General features: G+C 39.6%; 17 protein-coding genes. 3 read left to right on the top strand and 14 right to left on the bottom strand.

Features of this window, described 5'->3' with window-relative positions; all coding sequences use genetic code 11:
• Window positions 1-108: 108 nt before the first annotated feature.
• A complete protein-coding gene (locus tag GQR45_RS14855; RefSeq protein WP_165726347.1) occupies window positions 109-3,420 on the bottom strand; it encodes a transglutaminase family protein in 3,312 nt (1,103 codons plus the stop codon).
• A 757-nt stretch (window positions 3,421-4,177) separates the two neighbouring features.
• Here GQR45_RS14855 and GQR45_RS14860 point away from each other — a divergent pair.
• Together GQR45_RS14860 and GQR45_RS14865 are read left to right on the top strand one after the other, a co-directional pair.
• A complete protein-coding gene (locus GQR45_RS14860) occupies window positions 4,178-4,951 on the top strand; it encodes an SHOCT domain-containing protein (RefSeq protein WP_165726348.1) in 774 nt (257 codons plus the stop codon).
• A gap of 69 nt (window positions 4,952-5,020) precedes the next feature.
• Complete coding sequence (locus GQR45_RS14865; RefSeq protein ID WP_165726349.1) at window positions 5,021-6,190, top strand: putative zinc-binding metallopeptidase; 1,170 nt, start codon at window positions 5,021-5,023, stop codon at window positions 6,188-6,190.
• 143 nt (window positions 6,191-6,333) lie between these two features.
• Here the strand turns inward: GQR45_RS14865 and GQR45_RS14870 are convergent, their stop codons facing one another.
• From GQR45_RS14870 to GQR45_RS14925, 12 genes are all read right to left on the bottom strand, one after another.
• Window positions 6,334-7,653, bottom strand: coding sequence for a hypothetical protein (locus tag GQR45_RS14870; protein ID WP_165726350.1), 1,320 nt, complete (start codon window positions 7,651-7,653; stop codon window positions 6,334-6,336).
• Between the two features lie 138 nt (window positions 7,654-7,791).
• Entirely contained in the window at window positions 7,792-8,250 is a 459-nt protein-coding gene (moaE, locus tag GQR45_RS14875; protein WP_165726351.1) for a molybdopterin synthase catalytic subunit MoaE, read from the bottom strand.
• Window positions 8,250-8,549, bottom strand: a complete 300-nt coding sequence (locus tag GQR45_RS14880) for a MoaD/ThiS family protein (protein ID WP_165726352.1) — start codon at window positions 8,547-8,549, stop codon at window positions 8,250-8,252. The genes moaE and GQR45_RS14880 overlap by 1 nt, the downstream gene beginning before the upstream one ends.
• Window positions 8,527-8,997, bottom strand: a complete 471-nt coding sequence (gene moaC / locus GQR45_RS14885) for a cyclic pyranopterin monophosphate synthase MoaC (RefSeq protein WP_024590925.1) — start codon at window positions 8,995-8,997, stop codon at window positions 8,527-8,529. Before moaC ends, GQR45_RS14880 begins: the two co-directional genes overlap by 23 nt.
• Window position 8,998: 1 nt before the next feature.
• Window positions 8,999-9,538 (bottom strand): molybdenum cofactor biosynthesis protein B, encoded by a 540-nt coding sequence (gene moaB, locus GQR45_RS14890; protein WP_007585240.1) that lies wholly within the window; start codon window positions 9,536-9,538, stop codon window positions 8,999-9,001.
• Window positions 9,535-10,215 (bottom strand): molybdenum cofactor guanylyltransferase, encoded by a 681-nt coding sequence (locus tag GQR45_RS14895; protein ID WP_165726353.1) that lies wholly within the window; start codon window positions 10,213-10,215, stop codon window positions 9,535-9,537. The genes moaB and GQR45_RS14895 overlap by 4 nt, the downstream gene beginning before the upstream one ends.
• A gap of 1 nt (window position 10,216) precedes the next feature.
• The gene (gene moaA, locus GQR45_RS14900) at window positions 10,217-11,188 is read right to left on the bottom strand and encodes a GTP 3',8-cyclase MoaA (RefSeq protein WP_024590923.1); all 972 of its coding nucleotides are present in this window, start codon (window positions 11,186-11,188) and stop codon (window positions 10,217-10,219) included.
• A gap of 16 nt (window positions 11,189-11,204) precedes the next feature.
• Window positions 11,205-13,901: a nitrate reductase gene (locus tag GQR45_RS14905; protein WP_165726354.1), complete on the bottom strand. Its 2,697-nt coding sequence runs from the start codon at window positions 13,899-13,901 to the stop codon at window positions 11,205-11,207.
• Window positions 13,902-13,927: 26 nt separating this feature from the next.
• Complete coding sequence (locus GQR45_RS14910; protein ID WP_165726355.1) at window positions 13,928-15,451, bottom strand: FAD-dependent oxidoreductase; 1,524 nt, start codon at window positions 15,449-15,451, stop codon at window positions 13,928-13,930.
• Between the two features lie 227 nt (window positions 15,452-15,678).
• Entirely contained in the window at window positions 15,679-16,872 is a 1,194-nt protein-coding gene (locus GQR45_RS14915) for an alginate export family protein (RefSeq protein WP_165726356.1), read from the bottom strand.
• Between the two features lie 9 nt (window positions 16,873-16,881).
• Window positions 16,882-18,624, bottom strand: coding sequence for a bifunctional protein-serine/threonine kinase/phosphatase (locus GQR45_RS14920; protein ID WP_165726357.1), 1,743 nt, complete (start codon window positions 18,622-18,624; stop codon window positions 16,882-16,884).
• Window positions 18,625-18,637: 13 nt separating this feature from the next.
• Complete coding sequence (locus GQR45_RS14925; protein WP_007585259.1) at window positions 18,638-20,107, bottom strand: NarK family nitrate/nitrite MFS transporter; 1,470 nt, start codon at window positions 20,105-20,107, stop codon at window positions 18,638-18,640.
• Window positions 20,108-20,396: 289 nt separating this feature from the next.
• On the opposite strand from GQR45_RS14925, the gene moeB reads away from it, so the two are divergent.
• The gene (gene moeB / locus GQR45_RS14930) at window positions 20,397-21,155 is read left to right on the top strand and encodes a molybdopterin-synthase adenylyltransferase MoeB (RefSeq protein WP_165726358.1); all 759 of its coding nucleotides are present in this window, start codon (window positions 20,397-20,399) and stop codon (window positions 21,153-21,155) included.
• Here moeB and GQR45_RS14935 read toward each other — a convergent pair whose 3' ends face one another.
• Window positions 21,156-22,184, bottom strand: coding sequence for an ATP-binding cassette domain-containing protein (locus tag GQR45_RS14935; RefSeq protein WP_165726359.1), 1,029 nt, complete (start codon window positions 22,182-22,184; stop codon window positions 21,156-21,158).
• Window position 22,185 lies beyond the last annotated feature (1 nt).

Here is a 22,185-nt window from a genome sequence, read left to right on the forward strand (position 1 = left end):
AAAGCGCTCCAATTTATAGTAAATAGCCGTGTTCATAATGATGCTTTAAAAATATTTAGTCATTCCACTTTAAATAATTTCAAAGTGGAATGACACAACTATCAATTATTATTTAAAGTTAGGCTGCCTGCGTAAATCCAAGGTATTTGGATAATCAGGATTACTACTTTCTTCATCAGGTACCACGTATTCACTTGCGCTTTGCGCCGATTGAAAACTATGCGTAACCGCCGATGGGCTCCAGCTTGGTTCTGCTGATGCAAGTAACGATGGTGTATGCCCATGCTCCCAAAATCTTGCAACTCTGCGCCCTTCAGCTTCAAATGCATTAACCGGTAGCGTTTCAGGATTACGACCCCCAGCATGGCTCACATGATATACAAAGCCTCCAACTGAACGTCCTTCCCACGTATCGATTAAATCAAAAACTAATGGTGCATGTACGCCAATAGTTGGGTGAAGCGCTGTAGGTGGTTGCCAAGCTCGGTATCGTATACCCGCGACCATTTCATCTTTTGCTTTACCTTTAACCGGTTTAAGCGGCACTCTTCGACCATTACACGTTACAACATAGCGATCGCTCATTGTTCCTTGTACTTTTATTTGTACTCTTTCTAATGACGAATCTACATAGCGCGCCGTACCCGACGCACTTGCCTCTTCGCCTAGTACATGCCAAGGCTCGATTGCGGTTCTAAGCTCAAGTGTGACGTTATCAAGTTCTCGCGTGCCACATACCGGAAACCTAAATTCAAAAAATGGATTTAACCAACTTAACTGAAATTGAAAACCTGCTTGTTGTAAATCGCGGCTTACTTCAGCTAAATCGTTTTCTACATATTGTGGTAATAAAAACTTGTCGTGTAACTCTGTACCCCAACGTATTAATGGCTTGTGGTAAGGTTTTTTCCAAAACCAAGCAAGTAAAGTACGCAACAGTAGCATTTGCACTAAACTCATTTGTGAATGTGGAGGCATTTCAAAGCCTCTAAATTCTACAATCCCTAAACGACCTGTGGCTGAGTCGGGTGAATAGAGCTTATCTATACAAAATTCTGCTCTGTGTGTATTACCCGTTAAATCCACTAATAAATTACGCAGTAACCTATCAACTAACCAAGGCTCAGGTACCTCACCTTCGGGCATATGCGAAAAGGCAATTTCTAGCTCGTATAAAACTTCATCACGGGCTTCATCCACTCGCGGCGCTTGGCTTGTAGGACCAATAAAAAGCCCCGAAAATAAATACGACAAACCAGGATGATGCTGCCAATAGGTAATAAAACTTCTTAAAATATCGGGTCTACGTAAAAATGGGCTTTGCTCAGGTGTTTCGCCACCAAGCGTTACGTGGTTACCACCACCAGTACCAGTATGGCGACCATCTGCCATAAACTTATCAGTACCTAATCGGCATTCTTTTGCTAAACCGTATAACGTTGTGGTTCGACTGACTAATTGATCCCACGATGTTGAAGGATGAATGTTTACTTCAATAACACCTGGATCTGGCGTTACAGCGTATTTTTCTACGCGGCTATCTTTAGGTGGGCTATAGCCTTCAATAACAAGCGGCATTTTAAGGTCTTTAGCCACACTCTCTATACTACTTATTAAACCCATGTAATGTTCAAAATGACTTGTTGGTGGCATAAATATATATAAACGCCCCTCTCTCACTTCCATTACAAGCGCAGTTTTAACCATTTCTTTACCAATAAAGCCCTTTTTAAGCTTTTTAGCTTTGGTAAAATTTTCTGGAATATCAAACGGGTCGCGGTCAATAATATTGCCGCTCCACTCAAGGCTGTCTAAAGGTAGGCGATAACCAAGTGGTGATTCACCCGGTAATAAAAAACAATGACCCCGTTTAAACTCCCACGTACACGACTGCCAACAGTTTTTACTATCGTTCCATTTTAAAGGTAGAACATAGCCAACAGGCTTTTCTATGCCTTTATCCATTTTAGCTAAAAAGCCTTTTCGGCTCATTGCATGGAGAAGTTCTGGTTGATCTGGCTTTATTTCGGTAGGTAATGAGGCTTCTTGCCACATGTGATATAAAATATCTTCATAAGCCGTAGTAAGTGCCTTGGTTTCAAGACCAAGTGAGTCACACAGTTTATCAGCAAACTTTTTAGTATCGGTATAATCAAATTTATAATCTTTATTAGGATCGGCTAATAGTGCAGCATCTTGCCATAAAGGCTCGCCGTCTTTGCGCCAATAGCACGCATATTGCCAACGTGGTAATGGCTCACCCGGATACCATTTACCTTGTCCGTAATGAGTAAAGCCACCTTTTGTGTATACTTTATTCATTTCTACAAATAAATTTTGAGCTAATATTCTTTTTTCTTTACCATCGGCATCAGTATTCCACTGAGGATGTTCCATATCGTCAATAGAAATAAACGTAGGTTCGCCACCCATAGTTAAATGTATGTTTTCTTCACTGTAAACATTGTCAACGTGCTGACCTAAGCGGTTAATTGCCGCCCACTGCGCCTCAGAATACGGCTTAGTAACACGTGGGTCTTCGTGTACACGCGTTACTTTATTATAAAAGCTAAACTCAGATTTACAGTCGTCTATACCGCCGGTTACCGGCGCTGCCGAGCTTGGCTCTGGCGTACACGCCAATGGAATATGACCTTCACCAGCAAATAAACCCGAGGTAGGATCAAGCCCTATCCAACCTGCACCCGGAATATACACCTCGGTCCATGCATGCAAATCGGTAAAGTCTTCTTCTGGACCGCTTGGGCCATCTAGTGATTTTTGATCTGAGGTTAGCTGTACTAGGTAACCCGATACAAATCGAGATGCCAACCCTAAATGACGAAACAATTGTACTAACAACCAAGCAGAATCACGACACGAACCTGTTTTTTTACTTATTGTTTCGTTTGCCGTTTGCACACCGGGTTCTAGCCGAATGCCATAACCTACTAATTCATAAATAGCTTGATTAACAGCCACTAAAAAATCAACGCTTCTAAGCGGCTCTTTAGGATTTAAAGATTCAATTAATTCTTTAAATTTTGGACTCGCTTTACGTTTTTTTAAATAAGGAGTGAGTTCTGACTTTGAAATAGCATCGTAAACAAACGGGAAGTTTTCGGCGTAATCTTCTAAAAAGAAATCAAAAGGATTAATAACCGTTAGTTCGGCGACCAAATCTACTGTAAAACTAAATTCGGTAGTTGGCTTGTTAAACACCACCCTCGCTTGGTAATTACCAAAAGGGTCTTGTTGCCAATTTATATAGTGATCTTCTGGAACTATTTTTAAAGAATAACTTTTAATTTTTGTACGGCTATGTGGCGCTGGACGTAATCGGAATATATGCGGCCCCATATTAACTGACCGATCGTATTTATACTGAGTATGGTGCGAAATCCCAACTGTAATTGTCATCTATTAATTCCCCTTTAATAATGTATGGCCACAATATAACGCTGAAAATATTATTTGGACTAATTCACTTGTGCAATTTTTATACCAAAAGACTTGCTTAAGTAGTACTGTTCATCCACTCGCGGCTCTTGCACAAAGCAACGTTATGCATAAAGGTTTTGACCTAATTAATAGGAAAAGCACACCAATTCAATAAATAGTAAACTTAGTGTAATTTAAACCATCAATTTTAGATTTTTAATGGTGCAGAAAATGCACCAAAATAGTGCTTTAAAATAACTTACAATTAAAGCTAATTAATTTAAAATATTGAAATAAAACAAATAAAGTTAATTTTTAAAAATACTTACTCCGTTATTTATAACGCTAAACGGTTATAATTAAAAGTATTTATTTAGAGTTTAAAAATCATTAAAAACAATCATTAAATAGTAAGAAATAGTTCACAATAAAGCTGCTGTTAAAGTAAGTAACGGTGCTATACTAGATCGATTTTTAACCGCTTACGTTACAGTAAAACTAACAATCTCGATGAGATAAAAAAAGCAACTTTTAATACATAGATGCTTACTTTAAAGATTAGTTTTGCAGTGGTGTGTTTTAATTTCAAACAAAACAGAACACGTCCAATTTGAAAAACCAACACACCTCACTAACCTGTTAATTTTTCATTATCATCAATGCTAAAGGTAATGCAGCCCTGGCGTATTTTCAGATTTTTTAAATCAACCCAATCTACCTAATAGGATATTTTCTTATGCAAAAGCTAACAGATGTCGGTGAAAACTTAGTTAATGGTATAGCATCTCGTTATAACCTCAGTCACGATGCAGTAATTCACATGTTAGTTAGCGTTAATAACGGCGGTTGCTCCATGGCACAGTTTAATTGCCCAGAACTTGGTGGTTCTGGTCAATGGATGCGTGGCGGAATGACTATGGTTGGCGACATGTTTAACAACGGCTTAAAATCAACCGTTGATAACTTGTGCAACGAACTTGCTAATATATTGAGCAATAACCAAATATTTCCGGTTATTCCTGCAGGATCGCCTGGCAGCAATCAGTGGTGGCCAGGTAATCTAGGCAGCCCATTTAGCAGTGGTGCGCAAAATAATATTCGCTACGCTATATTCCCTAATCGCTTAGCCGTTGAATTAAATGGACAAGTGAGCGTATACGACACGTTAGATCATAATATTGGTGGTGTAAGCCAACAGCAAGGCAATAATACCTCTCTTACATTTAACAGTCAGTGGGGGACAATTAATGTAAATACCCTGCCATTAATTTCCGGGCAAACGCCAACGCCTCCAGAACCACAAAAAGACTTTACGCAGCAAGTAACGCAGCCGAATTTTGCATCGTTAACACCAAACCAAGTTGAAGCACCGGCTAATAATACTGTGGGGCAATACTCGGTAGACGAAACGCTTCAAATAATTGAAAAGTTAGCACAACTTCGCGACTCTAATGCGTTGAGTGATGATGAATTTAATATTAAAAAGTCTGAACTTTTAAAAAGAATTTAACCACTATCCTCCAATAGCATAGCGCTAAGTAAAAGTGGTTTATACGGTCTCTTTTTTATTCGGTAACATATGAAAACATTTAAATGTAATTGCACAGATCAACTTATTTTATTTTTTGAAAGCAGCCATTGTTTGGCTTGCGGCAGAACCGTGGGTATTGATGACGATTTCGATCAAGTTGAACCCTATGAAATTGATGAGCAATCGGGGTTATTTTACAAAGCAGAAGCGCCTGAAGTTTTTTATAAAAAATGTGATAACAACGCTCAGTATCACGTATGCAATGGTATGGTTAATTTAGACACATTTATACCTGTTGCCGATAAAGACGAAGTGCTGTGTTTTTCGTGCCGCTTTAATGAAACGGTGCCCGATTTAAGTATTGTTGAACATATTCCATTATGGAAAAAAATGGAGACAGCAAAACGTCGCGCTTTGTATACATTAAAATCATTATCACTCCCTTTAAATACAACGATTCAAGAACCTGAAAGCGGATTAAGCTTCGATTTTATAGCAGACCGTAACGTAAGCGATCACTTTGTAAGCCCTATTATAGGTCAGGACGTTGTATTTACAGGGCACGATTGCGGGCATATCACTATAAACCTAGCTGAAGCAGACGACGTAGCACGCTCTCAAGCTAAAATAGCAATGGGTGAGCGTTACCGTACTTTACTTGGTCATTTTCGCCATGAACTTGGTCATTATTATTTTGATCAACTAATCGCAAATTCACCAAAAAAACATACTTTATGTAAGCAATATTTTGGTGATGACGAATTAGATTACCAGCAAGCGCTCGATACTCATTACAAGCAAGGTGCGCCAGCTAACTGGCATGAAACCTTTATTAGTGAATACGCTACTATGCACCCTTATGAAGACTGGGCAGAAACATGGGCGCATTACATGCATATTATCGATACTTTAGAAACAGCCAAAAACTTTTCAATTACAGGCTCAACAACGGGTAATGAGTTTGAATTAGATGAAGCAGACGAGCTTCGATTGCCACAAAGTGCTTATTACTTTAATTCACAAACATCGATTGATGCTATTTTAGATACTTGGATGGAATTTTCGATCATTCTAAATTCACTAAATCGCAGCATGGGACTTGCCGATGCCTACCCATTTGTACTTACTCAAGCGGTGCGAACTAAGTTATCTTTCATCCATCATGCTATCCATAACAGGCTCAATTTAATGCCTGATGTGAGCATTGGAAAAGTGTAATAAAATAAGCTCAGTCCAAAAAACATTTTAATAAAGAGCCATTTATTCTTGCTATGACTTTTCATGCATAGGTAGGTGGCTTTTTTATGATGAGAAAAAAGCCGTAAAAATAGAATATCCCCTACTTTCTCGCTGAAGCTTTGTTAGTTTGTCACAGCGAGGTTATTCTTAAGTCGACTTATGATTTTTTCTTGGTAAATACTAACTGTAGAAAACTTTTGTATTGAAACAAATAAGTCAGTTAGTTTTTCGTTTGATATATCAGAGATATTAATCCCTTTATATATAATAGGTGCATTATTTTGTCTGGTTAGATTATTCGACAGTAAAATATTCAATTTTACTGTACGTGCTAACTCTTCTTGATACAGAAAAAACTCTCTTAAATGTGTGCTAACAATATTGGCTGATTTTGATCTGTCTATCATTAAAATTTCGTCAATTAGTCGATTTAACCTGCTGCGAGAATCTATTGCTTCGTCGAGAATATCTAACCAATTAAGCTCTGTACTTGATAGTAAAGCTAAAAAATACACCGTTCGAGCTTTATTGTAATTAATAAAACCAGGCCACATAACATCTTCGCTAGATACTCTAAGTGCTTTATCAAACTGCTCAGCGGCAGATTTAAGATACATACTTACTTCTTCAAGTATTGATGGCTCTATGGTATTAATGTTTTTTTGAGCCAGCTCTAAACCATCAATCGACAAAATATCTACAGAGTTCATATTTAGCGACTCTCGTAATAAATGCATGCCTTTTTTGTTGTAATACAAACCTAGGTAATTATGGTAAATGGTTTTTGTAACTGGATTACGAAGAATTGGACCTCTCACATGAAGTAAGTCTGCATGAATATTAAAATTATCATCAGCTACAAAACTTTGGTAAGACACAACAGCTTTAAATAGCTTTATTGTTTCCGTTATTTGAATTGAATTACCTTTACTCACCGAGTGCAATATTTCACAGCGCCTATCAACTTCTGACAAAATTGTATCCATACGCTTTTTATAAAGCACTTTGTTAGTTTCTGATGCATTAAAAACAGCTGGAAATAAAACAATTAGGTCAATTATATATTGCAGGGTATCGGCAAAAAGAACGGCGGTTTCTGACTCTTTTTTTAGTTTATGCTCAATAGAGTCAAAAATTTCTTTCTCTAGTGTATTTTCATCTTGGGACTTAAACTGGTTAATCAACTCTGGAAGTGAGGTTACGTAATTTTCATTATCTAAAATGTTACCTTCCATTTTGCTAATATTATTTACACTATCAATTGATGTATATGTTCTAACAGTAATAAATAAAGCTAATACGGCTATACAAAAGCTTACTGTTGATATGGTAAAGCTTAGTAAATCTTTACCTTCTTTTAAATCATATACCCATACAGCAAGAAAAGCTGAAAGTAGAACAAGTAATAATATTGTAAAATATAACATTTTTGATGTGCGCATATGTCTTCCAGACTTGGGTCGAGCTAACAATCTAATATTGCTGATTTATAACACGAAAAACGCAAACTGAGAGTTACATAAGTTATTTATTATCGAGCTATAAAGCCTTTACTGAACGTAAATAATTAAATATCTGTATCACTCTTCCCACTTGCCCATCGCCTTTTTGTCACTTTGTTTAAACTCAACCCAGTTTGATGAGTCTTTAAAGTGCTCTTTTTTCCAAAACGTGGCATGGTTTTTTAAGAAATCCATTATAAATTGTGCGCCTTCGAACGCGGCTTGGCGATGGCGGCAAGTTACGCCTACAAATACAATTTGCTCGCCAAGTGCTAAGTAACCAACGCGATGAATAATGCATATTCTCGCCAGTTGCCAGCGAGTTTGTGCTTGCTCTGCAATAGATTGAAGAAGTTGCTCGGTCATACCAGGGTAGTGCTCAAGCTCAAGTGCAATAACGTTATCGCCACTGCTGAACTCTCTTACCAATCCTGTAAAGGTGACAACAGCGCCATCGCTTTTATTATTACTACAAAGCGTATTGTGCTCGTCACCTACATTAAAATCATCGGTTTGTACTTGAATATGTATGCTCATTAGCCACCTGTAACCGGCGGGAAAAAGGCAAGCTCATCCCCCGCTTTTACTATTTCATCACTTGATGACATAGTTTGGTTAAGCGCTGCAAGTAGCTCACGCTCCTCAAGCCACGGTTGCCAGTGCGGGTATTGGCTAACTAATCTTAATTTAAGTTCTGAAATAGTAAGCGGCTGCGTAATCTCAAGGCTTAATTTACTGCACTTCAAGCGCTCTTTTAGTTGCCCAAAAAATAATATCTCTACTTTTTGGGCGCTAGATATAGCATCGTTTGGATTAATCTCGCTGCCAACTGCCATTTTTGCCCCCAGCTTTTTGAGTAACGCGCATGCCGCTAATTTCCATTAGTGGGTCGGCTGCTTTACACATATCAAACAAAGTAAGCGCAGCAACAGATACCGCCGTTAGCGCTTCCATTTCTACGCCAGTTTTACCGGCAAGTTTGCAGTAGCTGGTTATTTTAATTTGGCTGTTTGCTTCATCAAGTTCAAAATCAACAGCTACTTTAGTAAGTGCAAGCGGATGACAAAGCGGAATTAAATCGGCGCACTTTTTAGCGCCTTGAATACCCGCAATACGTGCCACGCCTAACACATCGCCCTTTTTGTTTTGATTAAGCATTACTTGTTCAAAGGCAAGCTTGCTCATGCTAATAAATGCTTCAGCTGAGGCATCGCGCAGGGTTATGTCTTTGAGCGATACATCAACCATATTAGCTTGGCCGTTTTCGTCAACGTGGCTTAACATACTATTGCTCACGCGATTCACACTTTTTACCAATGGTAATATGCGGTACAAAGTTACACGGTTTATGCATTGAGTTAAGTTGATCTTTTATGATACCTGTCCACGCTGTTTTACATGCGCCTGTAGAGCCTGGCATACAAAAAATAACGGTGTTGTTAGCAAGTCCCGCAAGTGCACGAGATTGAATAGTTGAGTTACCAATTTCACCGTACGATATATGTCTAAATAGCTCACCAAAGCCGTCTACGCTTTTATCAAACAGCGGCGCAAATGCCTCAGGTGTTGAATCACGTTCGGTAAATCCTGTACCACCAGTCACTAAAATAGCGTGAATGGTGTCGTCGGCTATCCACTGCGATGCAATAGCGCGCATTTGGTAAACATCATCTTTTACAATTTCTTTATCCGCTAAGTGATGACCCGCCTCAGTTAGCGCTTTAATTAAGTAATGACCAGAAGTATCGGTAATCGCATCGCGCGTGTCGCTTACGGTAAGTACGGCAATGTTTAAAGGTATTTGTGTATCGCTTGTGTGGCTCATAATGTTTTTCTCAATTGGTTAATGCTTAGGTCAAAATGCTCATTTACAGCTTTAAATTGCGCCGGTGTATTGGTGTTTATTAATGCATGCGCTTTATTACATAAAAGCGTTTGCACACCAATGCTTTGGGTAAACTGTTTTATTGATTTATGACTGTTTGCGTTTGTGAGTATGTGTTTTAAATGATTTTTTACACTGCTTGTATTACGAATATACAGCGGTAGCGGTTCATTTTCAAAGTGCCAAGCATGTATTTGTGACTGATTTAATTGATTGCTCACACTTTGTACGTTATTTGTCTGAGAAGCCAGCACTATTGTGCTTAACAAACTACTCGTAAGTAGAGGCATATCTACCGCAGTAATAAGTAAATCGTGCTCAGTGGCTATTAATGTTGAGTAAATTCCGCCAAGGGGCCCACTGTTTGGGTATATATCTTTAACGTACTTTTCTGAGGGATAATCGCTCGGTGAATAATGGTTCAATGATTTGATTGGATTTGTAACGTTGCGGCTTATCAGTATGTTTTTAGCGCCTGCGTCTTTTAATAAATCACACGCATTGTGCAATAGCGTTTTATTTTTTAAAACTAAATCGGCTTTGTCTGTGCCCATTCTTGATGACTTACCACCAGCAAGCACAACACCTGTAAAATCTCGATTAGCTTTTACTTCCATATTAGCCGCCCAACATAGCTAAGTGAGTTGTCGCACCTGTTAAGCGTTTATCTAGCTCATGGCTTATTTCTTTATTGCCCATAGCGGCTCGAATTGCCTTTACGGTCGCTGCAGTATCGTCCTCGTTTAGTAGTTCGCGTAAATCTATACCTTGCTCGGCAAACAAGCATAAGTGTAATTTACCCAGCGCCGACACCCTTAAGCGATTACAGCTTTTACAAAAATCTTTACTGTACGGCATTATTAAACCAATACGACCATCGTAATCAGGATGACAAAATTCCTCAGCGGGTCCGTTTAGTTTCCCCCTAACGACTTGTAACCAACCTTGGTCGAGTAATTGGGCTTTAACCGTTTGCCCACTTAAGTGGTTTTCTTCAAAAAAGGTTGCGCCGTCACCTGTTTCCATTAATTCTATAAAGCGAACCGTAACTTTGTGGTGTTTTACCCACGCTAAAAAATCCTTCAATTGGTTTTTATTAAACTGCTTGGCAAGCACTGCATTTATTTTTATGTCTTTTATGCCCAGCTCTACCGCGCGCTCAATCCCTTTTAAAATAAGGGTAAGTTTATCGTGCCCTGTTATGAGTTTAAACATACTCGGATTTAAACTATCAATGCTGACATTAAGCGCATCAAGCCCTGCTTCTGCAAATTCATCAATTTTATTTAATAAATTAAACCCGTTGGTAGTAATAGCTACTTTTTCTATGCCTGGCGTATTTTTACAGAGCTTTATAATATCGGTTACGTCGTTTCGTAAGCATGGTTCGCCACCTGTAATACGCACTTTTTTGGTACCTAGTTCTGCAAACGCATTTACAAGCGTGCTAATTTCGTTTTTATTTAAAAAATTACGCGGCGTATCGCACTGATACCCGTTTGGTAAACAATAACTACAACTAAAATTACATACATCGGTTATTGAGAGACGCAAATAGTTAAACTGCCGACCAAATTGATCATTAAGCATATGCTTCCTTTTTTCTTTACATTACAACCGCAACATCAATGCTGCTAGAACCTGCTTTGTAATGTTGTTTTATTAATTGGCTTAATTGTGTTTTACACGAACCGCAATTCGTTCCACATTTAAGTTCAGACCCCAATTGCTCGACTGTGTTTGCACCGTTTTTAATGGCGTTTATAATTGGCTGCTCTCTTACTTTAAAGCAGCTACACACTTGCACACCTTGGGTAAATTCTTCATCGGGGGTTGCATAAAGCAAAGACTGTAACTGTGTAAAAGTCAGTAATGGCTCTGCAAACAAATGGTTTATCCACTCAAGTGATATTTCTTTTTGTTCATTAGAAATAACACCAACAAACGCTAATTGATCGTTTTGAATACACTGCACATGCATGGCTTTTGCCGTATTCATAGCCGACCACTGCCCTTGTAAACCAGTTAAGGTTTGGCAGTAATACAGTAAATCACTTTGTGGCTCATTAAGCGCCAATTGGTAATTAAAGCAATTACTTGCATTAACTTTGAGCCAAAAATCACTGTTTATAACAAGTTCGTTTTTAGCAAACAGCTGCATATATTGCACAAAGGGTGCTTTAACTATATTAACAGCACCGTGTTTGCACTCAGCCTGACCAGATAGAGGGTCAACTACCGATTGATACAACCCACTTACTGTTGCTGATGACGCAAATTGCTTATTCCAATGAATAGGCATAAAGCATTCACCTTTTCGCACCGAATCGGTTACTTTTGCATGCGCGGTAACCTGCCCAGTTTGGGCAATTGCACTTATTAAATCGTTTTGTTTAATTGCTAATTTACTGGCATCAAGCGGATTAATTTCAATATACGGGCGTGTAATATGCGATGAAAGCGCAGTGCTTTTACCCGTGCGGCTCATGGTATGCCATTGGTCGCGTATACGCCCTGAGTTCATTACAAACGGATAATCATTTGATGTTTTTTGCACCGGTAATTGCGGCGTTATAGGTATAAAACGCGCTTTTTTATCAGCGGTGCTAAATTGGTTATTTGTAAAAACCTGACCATTTTTATAAGGCTCGTTTTTAACAACAGGCCACATAATGGGTTTTAAATTATCATACTGATTTTGTGTGAGCCCAACTAAACTAGAGAGATTTAATAATCGGCTGCCGTTATTTTCAAAGTCGGTTAATTGTGCCCATTCTTCAAAAATGCCACTTGGATCTGTAAAGTCAAATCCTTCAAAGCCCATTTTTTTAGCGACTTCGCACATAATTTGCCAATCGTTTTTAGCTCCCGAATAAGGCGCTACTAAAGGGCGCTGCCTTGATATTCTTCGCTCTGAGTTAGTTACTGTGCCGTTTTTTTCGCCCCATCCGGTTGATGGAAAAACAACATCGGCAAATTTTAACGTATCACTTTTTGCAATACAGTCAGATACAACCACCAGCTCGCAGGTCTCTAATGCCTTTTTAATAGCGGCGTTATTAGGCAAACTTACCATTGGGTTTGTTGCCATTATCCACACTGCCTTTATTTTGCCTGCGGCTATTTCATCAAACATATCGATAGCATTGCTGCCTGCTTTTTTAGCAATAGTTGGCGAGAGCCAAAAACGTTGTACAAGTGATTGATGCGCTGCGTTTTCAATATCTAAATGTGCCGCTAACTGATTAGCCAAACCACCTACTTCGCGCCCACCCATCGCATTGGGTTGCCCAGTAATAGAAAACGGACCGCTACCTGGTTTAAGTAATTTACCTGAGGCTAAATGCGCATTAATAATGGCGTTGCATTTATCTACACCCGAGCTTGACTGATTTATGCCCATTGAATAAAAGCTAATCGCACTTGGGCTGTTAGCAAATAGCGCGTAAAACTCAGTTACTTGCTCAATTGCCATATCGCAAAAGTCGCTAACTGCCTCACAGCTCCATTTTGTTGCCTCTTGCAGTGCGCTTTCAAAGCCGTTTGTGTGCTGAGCAATAAATTGCGTATCGAGGTGGTTATGCTCATTTAAATAATTAAGCAAACCGTTATAAAGCGCAGCGTCACTGCCTGGTTTTATATTTAAAAATGTGTCGGCAAGCTCAGCGGTGTCGGTTTTTCGTGGGTCAATAACCACCACTTTCATATTTGGGTTAAGTTGCTTTGCACGCTCCATTCGCTGATACAAAACCGGATGAGTCCATGCGGCATTAGAACCAATTAAAATAAGCAGCTCAGTTTGCTCTAAATCCTCGTAGGTACACGGCACTACGTCTTCACCAAAAGCGCGTTTGTAACCTGCCACAGCAGACGACATACACAGGCGCGAATTTGTATCAATATTGCCTGAGCCTATGTAGCCTTTCATTAATTTATTCGCGATGTAGTAATCTTCAGTGAGTAACTGCCCCGATACATAAAATGCCACAGCATCGGGTCCGTGCTTTTGTATTATGTCGTTAAATTTATTGGCAACGTGGTCGGTGGCTTCATCCCACGTAACAGCTTGATTATTAATAAGCGGCGACGTTAAGCGATTATCACTGCCTGTTGTGTCGAGCAAATGCGTGCCTTTTACACATAAACGACCAAAGTTTGCGGGATGCTCTCGCATGCCTTCAAGCTTGGTTGGCACATTATTAAAAAGTGAAATATCAACACCACACCCTACACCACAGTAAGCACATGTTGTTTGTTTTAAACTCGTTTTATTTATAGTTGGTGACGTGTTTACGGTTGCCATACTGCTCTCTTTTAGTGTGCTTTAATTTATGCGGGCTGTTTAACAGGCTCATTAAGAGTAACTACGTTAATAGTGTTACTTGCTTTAGCGAGTGCGCTGTTTATTACGTTTTGAACGAGCTTTTCACAACCTCCACAGCCGGTACTGGCTTTGGTGCTTTGCTGCACACTTGCTAGGTCTATAAAGCCTTTAGCGACTGTTTGTTCAATGGTGTGTTTAGTTACTTTATGACAAGCGCAAATAATGGCGTCATCAGGCAAGTCGTCGGCGCTTAGCTCTGCTATGTCGCCAGCAAGGGGCAGAATGAGCGCTTCGGGCGCAGTGGTAAGTTCAATGTCGTTTAAATGATATTGCAGTAAATTATCGTAATCGCTGGTATCGCCAACAAGTACTGCGCCAATCAGCTTATTACTTTGTGAATTAGTAACTACTTTTTTATAAATGCCATTGGGTTGATCCTCAAAATAATAGCTTATTGCGCCTTCGCTGCGTGCAAGCGCATCGCCAATAGAGCCCACTTCAACACCCATTAATTTAAGCTTAGTGCTCATATCGGCACCGCTAAATTCATCGGCTTTATTGTCTAAGCCATTACTTTGCAAAGTACCTTGCTGGGTCTGTTGTAAAATATGCCCAACTGCTATTTTAGCCATAGCGTAACCGGGTGCCACTAAGCCAAAAATAAAATTATTCCACAGTGCACATTCACCAATTGCGTATATGTTTTTATCGCTCGTTTGACAGTGGTTATTAATTACAATACCGCCGCGCTCACCTAACTCTAAATTAAACTCGCGGGCTAAATTATCATAAGGACGAATACCCGCCGAAAATACAATCATGTCGGTTTCAAGGGTTTTACCACCTTTAAAACACATTTTGTAACGGCAACTTTCACCTTCTACTATTTCCTCGGTTGCTACCGATGTATGCACAGTAACGCCCAAATCTGTAATTTTGTTTTTTAGTAACCGACCGCCCCCCGCATCAACTTGTACACCCATAAGTTGCGGTGCAAATTCTATTACGTGAGTCTGTAAACCCAATTGCTTTAATGCGTTTGCAGCCTCAAGACCCAGTAAACCGCCACCAATTACCACGCCTACTTTACTACCGTGGGCTGAGTTTTTTATTGCGTGTAAATCGTTAATGGTTCGATAAACAAGGCAATGCTCACGATCTTTACCCGGTATAGGCGGTACAAATGGAAATGAACCTGTAGCAAGCACAAGCTTGTCGTATTCAAACAACTCCCCTTTAGCGGTCGTTACAGTTTGCGCATCACGATTTATGTCAACCACTTTAGAATGAGTATGAAAGCGTACTTGCCAATCGTCATAGGTTTTATTGCATGTAAGTGCGAGGTCGTCTGCGGTTTTGCCTTTAAAAAAAGAGGATAGTTGCACGCGGTCATACGCTAAACGGTCTTCACCGCTCAATACGGTAATTTCAAATTGCTCATCAGCTTGATTTTGAGAAACCAGCTGCTGCACAAAATGGTGCCCCACCATTCCGTTTCCTACCACTACAACACGCTGCTTGCTTAGCATTTACTCACCTTAAAATGATATCTACTTTAGTAATTGACTAAAATTGAAATCGAATGATTTGTTATAGGATTGTTATAGCAATATGTAAGCCAAATATATAAGCATTTAAAATCAGCAAGTTGCCTATATTGGTGCAGGGGTGAAAAGTATAAAGCCCCACAAGATGGTGCAACTGCACCATCTTGTGTCGCTATAAATTACAAGAGGATATTAGAAGATAAAGAGGATTAAAATTTAGCGCTCATCCATACCCACAATTTTTGAGTATCGACTTTATTAGCTGCAGTATCGCCCGCTGAGTAATCAGCATATTTAACACCCACTGCGTATTGTTTATTAATAGGTTTAACGTATTGTACGTTTAGTTCAGTACCCAAATCGTCAACCCCATTTGATTGCTCATTAGCATCAAAACTGTGATAAGCCACCAGCCATTTTCCGTCAAACGCTTTACCATTTAAACTTATGTAAGTGTCGTCCAAGCCTTGTGCGGGTGTATTTAAAAACGTATCTGCCCAACCATTAAATTTATGTAACGTGGCAAGTGGTGTTGCAAACCCGTAATCGCCATTGTCAGAGCCAAGTGACTCTATGCCGACTTTTAATGTTACTGTCTTATTGCCCAAACCATTTAAATCAACAGCGCCTTCAAGTGCATAGTAATCGGCATCAAAATCACTCACGCTTGTTGAGGCAGACTGCGTTGCATACTCCGCTTTGTAATAAAACTTTATGTCGTTTAGGGTTTTATTACCGTTAAAAGAAACGCCATAAGTGTCTAAACTGTCGTCTTGTAGTGCATCGTCACTTAATAAGTAACTGTATAAAACCACTTTGCCGAAGTCTGTTTTAAAGCTTGCATTAATTAGATGATCGGACGATTTAATGTCTTTATCGTCAGCAAATATGCGGTTACGCTTATTTAAATAACTGTACTGTAAATCTATGTTATTAAATGCGTAATTAATGGTTGCTGCATCAAAGGTTTGCCTGTCTTGGCGCCAACCTACGTGCCCAACAAAACGCTGCCCATCAAGGGCTATTACTTGGCGCCCTACTTTTAGCGATAGACCATCGCGGGCATATTTAACAAAACCTTGGTCTATCTCAGTGCTTTCTGGGTCTGCAATAACAGAGTAATTAGTATTTTCCCCCACCGTATTGTTGTAATCATCTACGCCCAATAGGCTGCGAGTATCTTCTACTTCAATAAGGGCTGAAAAACCATTAACCTCATCTGTTTGATGCGTTAAGCGGGTTCTAAGTGTTAAGCCGCTTGCATCTTTTAGAGCATTTTCTTGATCAACGCTTTCAAAACGCAGTCTAAAATCAAGATCAGTTTGCGAAGCTTGGCTTATTGAAGGCGCAGTGAAGCAACCCAGTATAAAAATAATAGGTAAGTTGTTCTTATAGTTAAGCATTTTGGTTCTCTAAGTTTTAATTATTAATACACATACCAAAGCAATAAATAAACACAGCGAAATACATTTCCACACCATAACTGGATCGCGTTTCATTATTGAACTTTTATTAGCGGTACTTTCTAAATAAGGATTAGGTTTGTTGATATCGTTTATAAACTCAGAAAAAGCTTGGTATCTGAGCTCTGGTTTAGGGGCAAGCGCCTTCATAAGGGCTTGATCTAACCAAAACGGAATATCGGCTCTGTATTTACGAATACTTGTGTAGTGCCAATGGCTGTAATCTTTTGGCGCTACGTGGTTAAGTGGCAATGGTTTATAAGGCAATTTTGAGCACAATAACTCGTATGCAATAACGCCAAGTGAAAACAAATCACTTTTAAAATCGGCGTGCATAGTAATAAGTGTTTCGGGTGCGGTGTAGTCGGCAGTGCCTTGCGGGCAATCATCCGCAATTTGCTTAACCGACTCGTCCATAGCCGCAACACTTACTGTGCCGTAATCTATTAGCGTTACTTTTCCGTGCGCATCTATCATTACATTATCGAGTTTTAAATCGCGATGTACCATATCGAGTCGTTGAAACGCCCTTAGTGCATGTACTATTTGTTCAATAATACTGCGCACTTGGGTTATTTCTGGGTGCGGCACGTCGTGCTTCCAATCACTGAGTGTTTGTCCGTCCATGTACTCACAAATATGATACAAAAAACGACTTTGCGATTGCGTACTCAGTACTTTCATCACATTTAAATGGTTTATGCGTTGCCCTACCCAGCCTTCTCTTATAAAGCCTTGAAGGTAGTGCACATCGTCTTCAAAATTAACCGAAGGTGCTTTTAAAACCACTGGCGGTATATCGGGCGCTTGTTGCACTAAATAAATATGCGAGCGACTACTGGCATGCAATTTACGGATAACCGTGTAGTCATCAATTTTTTGTCCAACATTAAGCGCAGGTGGAATTTTTCGTCGTGTTAGCGAATGATAAAGTTCATCTAACTTTTGCTCGGCAATATTTTCTACTTTTACCAGTAAGCAACTTACGTTGTCGTCACTGCCTCGCGCTAATGCAAGTTCGGTAATTGCTTTAGCTGCATTTTCTAAATTAGTGTGCTCGTTAATTAATTTAGCTATATCACTACTTGGGAGCACATCGTGTACGCCATCGCAGGTTAATATATAAATATCGTCTGCTTTTAGGTCAACTTCGTATACATCTATTTCTTGATGAAGTTGTGCGCCAAGTGCACGCGTTAGGGTATCGTTTACTTTGTGATCCCGTGTTATTGCCTCTATTTTATTTCCTCGCAAGCGAGTAATACGCGTATCACCTAAGTGAAATATATAACCCGTTGCCGACTTTAAAATAAGTGCTGTAAAAGTCGTCATCCAATCGGCTTGGCGCTGACCTAAGTGATTGTAATTAACTGATTGCGAATAAAGCCACTGATTTAAACTTGCTAACACCTTCGACACTGACTTTTTAACCGCCCAACTTTCGGGGGTATTTAAATACTCATTTATAAAATGAGTAACCGAAAGTTGAGACGCTTGTTTAGCATTTTTTGCTGATGAACACCCATCGGCTAAGCAGGCAATAACGCCTTTAGACTCTTTTTCTTGCGCTTTGGTATTAAGAGCTGCAAACGCATCTTGGTTTTCTGCTTTTAACCCTTTAGCGCTGTGCCCACCAAATGAAACATTGAGTTCATTTTTTAGCGCTTTAGCGTGGAGTGTTTCATCAAACATGGTCAATAATGCCTTAAGTCACTGAAATAAGTTCAACGGTGCCGTCTTCATTTACTTCGGTAATGTGTCCGTCTGGTTCTTTCATAAAAAACAGTGCGCCTAAGCCAAGTAATGCACTACCCGCAATAATGAAAAAGAAGGTTTGATAATCAACAAGTGACAATGCCGTTAAGTACACAACTGCACCAACATTACCGTAAGCACCTGTCATTCCAGCTATTTGCCCAGTTAAACGACGCTTAATTAGTGGTACTGCAGCAAATACAGCACCTTCACCGGCTTGCACAAAAAACGAACATGCCATAGCAGCTACTACAGCAAGCCATAAAGGCCACGATGCATCAACCAAGCCCATTACAAAATAACCAACAGCAAGACCCATCGTAAGTACAATAAGTGTTATACGACGACCTAATTTATCTGAAATCCAACCGCCACCAGGGCGAGATGCTAAGTTCATAAATGCGTAAGCAGAGGCTAAAATACCCGCGTACACCATATCAAGCGCAAACACATCCATAAAAAACAGCGGTAACATAGAGACAACCGCAAGCTCAGAACCAAAAGTTGTAAAATATAAAATATTTAAAACAGCTACTTGCTTAAACTCATAACGATGCGACTCGGGTACAGGCTCTTTAAAAATATGACCATTTACGTCAAAGGTTTTATACACTTCGTAAATATAAAGTAGGACTAAAAAAGCATACACAGCAAGTACAAAATTAGCCGAAATTAGGTTAGCACCGGTTGGCGAAAGCTTCCAAGTAAGTAATGCTAATGCGCCGTACATAGGAATTTTCATAATAAGCAGTAATACAAAGTCGCCTTTACTGGTAACTTCCATTGCGCCTACTTTTTTAGGTTTAAAGTATGTACCGCCTTTTGGCGTATCGGTTACATTTAAGTACCAAATAACACCAAATATAACGCTTAATACACCGGTTAAACCTACTGCATAACGCCAGCCATCTTCGCCGCCAAACATTAGTGCAATAATTGGCAATAACATAGCCGCTGCTGCTGAACCAAAGTTACCCCAACCGCCATAAATACCTTCCGCTATACCCAACTCATTAGCAGGAAACCATTCACTCACCATTCGAATGCCCACAACAAAGCCAGCACCAATAAAGCCTAAAGCAAAACGCGCTATTGCGGCTTGCTCAAATGTGGTTGCCATAGCAAACATAAAACATGGGATACTACAGCTAATAAGTAGTGCCGCATAAACAATACGGGGACCAAATTTATCGGTTAGCATACCCACCACAACACGCGCTGGAATAGTTAACGCTACATTTAAAATTAGTAATGTTTTAACTTGTGCCATGGTGATCCCAAGTGAACCCGCTATGGCACCTAATAAAGGAGCATGGTTAAACCATACAAAAAATGACACAAAAAAGACCATCCAACTCAGATGCAATACTTTCATTTTTCCGCTAAACGATATTAGGTTAAACCCAGAACTCGGTTGCATGTTTATTTTCCTCGTAAACGTATTATTGTTTTATTAATGCCCCACCCTTTTATATGAGTAGCAGCCCAATGTTTGTTAAATTTAAGTTAACCCGATATAGCAATTACTGAGCCACTAATTAAAAGCCATAAATTTCATGTGGTTACATGCAACAGTTGTTTTTATACGTTATAGTTGCACTATATGAGTGAAGGGCTCTGGGTTGTTAGAGTGCAAATAAAAAGCGTTACTACTTGCTCTTGGATTTAACAACTTGGTATTGTTCAAAAAAAGGTTGAGAAGTTTGAAAATGCAAAAAACACCGCTAACTTACCAGCAGCAACTGCGCTATTCTCGGCACATTATGCTGCCGCAGCTTGATATAGACGGACAAGAGCAGCTATGGCAATCGCATGCTTTAATTATTGGTGTGGGTGGGCTTGGGTGTGCGGTAGGTCAATACTTAGCGGCATCTGGCGTTGGGACGCTTACTTTAGTCGATAACGATGAAATAGACGTGACCAACCTGCAAAGGCAAATACTGTATAAAGAAAGTGATATTGGTAGCTCAAAATGCAGTGCTGCTAAAAAACAGCTTAACGCGCTTAATAGTGAAATAGACATAAACACCATTGAGGCATTTTTTGATGCAAGTACCTCCACAGACCAATTATTTAATAACATTGATATAGTGATTGATTGCTCAGATAACCTAGCAACGCGTAATGCACTTAATAGCGCCTGTTTTAACGCTAAAGTTCCGCTAGTGTCAGGCTCTGCAATACGTATGGAAGGACAAGTCGCGTGTTTTACTATGGATGAAAACAGCCACTGTTATGGTTGTTTATCGCAATTTTTTAGTGAACAAACACAAAGTTGCTCTGAATCTGGTGTGCTTTCTCCTATTGTGGGGTTAATAGGCAGCATTCAGGCTACTGAAGCGCTAAAAATGCTTGCTGGTTTGCCAAGTGGTTTAAGCGAGCACTTATTGCTGGTGGATGGTTTAAGCATGGAGTTTAATCGTTTTAAAATAGCTAAAAACAGTCAATGTGCGGTGTGCAGCATTTAGTTATTCTAGATTACTGATTGTTGTATAAAGCACATCGCCCACTTTAAAGTCGTTTTTGTCCCACACTCGTCTTGATGCCAAGCAATACAATGTTTGCCCATCTACATTAAGCGTTAGCTGCCACTTATTATTAATAAGCTCAGCCTGAGTTAATACCGACTTTAAAACATTACTGTGCGTTGTTTGCTCAGGCTTTAACGCACTAAACGACATTTGCTCACTTTCTATAATTAGCTTATTACTGCTATCTACAAGTGCAGGAAGCACAAAAAGCGGCTGCTCACTTTGCTGTAATTGCAGTTGATATAGCCCGTAGTCTTCATCAAATTTAACCACATTGTAATTAATTAAGCTCAGCGGTGTTTGTCTATCGTTTGCATAAATAGCTTTTGCAACGTGTGCACTTGCACCTTGGTTTATCACCTTACCTTTATCAAGCTGAATAAGGGTATCGCAGCAAAATAGCAGCTCTTTTAATGAGTGACTTACTATTATAAATTTAATATTAAACTTAACTGCAAACTCGCTAAGTTTAGTGAGCGTTTTAAAACGCAATGACCAATCAAGCGCACTAAAAGGCTCATCAAGCATTATAAATTTTTGACCGGCAAGCAAAGTGCGCGCAAATACTACACGTTGGCGTTCGCCGCCCGATAAGCTTTGTACGTCACGGTTTAGTAAGTCTTGTAATTTAAGCGCTTTAACAACGTATTCTAGCGTTAAGCTGGTTTGTTTATTCCCGCAGTGTTTTTGTGTAAACGCTAAATTACCTGCCACATCTAAATGAGGAAACAACGGGCACGATTGCAACTGAAGCGTTATACCGCGTTTATCGCTTGGCAGCTCATGCACTGGCTGATTGTTTACATAAACATTTTTTGCCGGCTCTAAACCGCTAATACAACGCAGCAATGTTGACTTACCCGAGCCAGAAGGCCCGTAAACACCGAGTACATTAAACGACTCAAGTTCAAGGTTTATATCTAAATCAAAATTATTGAGTGCTTTAAAAAGGCTTAACTTAATCATG

Source organism: Pseudoalteromonas sp. SA25, from assembly GCF_011378705.1.
Taxonomy (GTDB): domain Bacteria; phylum Pseudomonadota; class Gammaproteobacteria; order Enterobacterales; family Alteromonadaceae; genus Pseudoalteromonas; species Pseudoalteromonas arctica.

Excerpts from the sequence above, each read along its gene's own strand:
- moaC (WP_024590925.1), bottom strand. The coding sequence starts at position 8,997 with ATGTTAAGCCACGTTGACGAAAACGGCCAAGCTAATATGGTTGATGTA.
- GQR45_RS14920 (WP_165726357.1), bottom strand. The coding sequence starts at position 18,624 with ATGTTTGATGAAACACTCCACGCTAAAGCGCTAAAAAATGAACTCAAT.
- GQR45_RS14855 (WP_165726347.1), bottom strand. The coding sequence starts at position 3,420 with ATGACAATTACAGTTGGGATTTCGCACCATACTCAGTATAAATACGAT.
- moaE (WP_165726351.1), bottom strand. The coding sequence starts at position 8,250 with ATGAGCATACATATTCAAGTACAAACCGATGATTTTAATGTAGGTGAC.
- moaA (WP_024590923.1), bottom strand. The coding sequence starts at position 11,188 with ATGCTTAATGATCAATTTGGTCGGCAGTTTAACTATTTGCGTCTCTCA.
- GQR45_RS14915 (WP_165726356.1), bottom strand. The coding sequence starts at position 16,872 with ATGCTTAACTATAAGAACAACTTACCTATTATTTTTATACTGGGTTGC.
- moaB (WP_007585240.1), bottom strand. The coding sequence starts at position 9,538 with ATGAGCCACACAAGCGATACACAAATACCTTTAAACATTGCCGTACTT.
- GQR45_RS14860 (WP_165726348.1), top strand. The coding sequence starts at position 4,178 with ATGCAAAAGCTAACAGATGTCGGTGAAAACTTAGTTAATGGTATAGCA.
- GQR45_RS14935 (WP_165726359.1), bottom strand. The coding sequence starts at position 22,184 with ATGATTAAGTTAAGCCTTTTTAAAGCACTCAATAATTTTGATTTAGAT.
- moeB (WP_165726358.1), top strand. The coding sequence starts at position 20,397 with ATGCAAAAAACACCGCTAACTTACCAGCAGCAACTGCGCTATTCTCGG.
- GQR45_RS14925 (WP_007585259.1), bottom strand. The coding sequence starts at position 20,107 with ATGCAACCGAGTTCTGGGTTTAACCTAATATCGTTTAGCGGAAAAATG.
- GQR45_RS14880 (WP_165726352.1), bottom strand. The coding sequence starts at position 8,549 with ATGGCAGTTGGCAGCGAGATTAATCCAAACGATGCTATATCTAGCGCC.
- GQR45_RS14905 (WP_165726354.1), bottom strand. The coding sequence starts at position 13,901 with ATGGCAACCGTAAACACGTCACCAACTATAAATAAAACGAGTTTAAAA.
- GQR45_RS14870 (WP_165726350.1), bottom strand. The coding sequence starts at position 7,653 with ATGCGCACATCAAAAATGTTATATTTTACAATATTATTACTTGTTCTA.
- GQR45_RS14865 (WP_165726349.1), top strand. The coding sequence starts at position 5,021 with ATGAAAACATTTAAATGTAATTGCACAGATCAACTTATTTTATTTTTT.
- GQR45_RS14895 (WP_165726353.1), bottom strand. The coding sequence starts at position 10,215 with ATGGAAGTAAAAGCTAATCGAGATTTTACAGGTGTTGTGCTTGCTGGT.
- GQR45_RS14910 (WP_165726355.1), bottom strand. The coding sequence starts at position 15,451 with ATGCTAAGCAAGCAGCGTGTTGTAGTGGTAGGAAACGGAATGGTGGGG.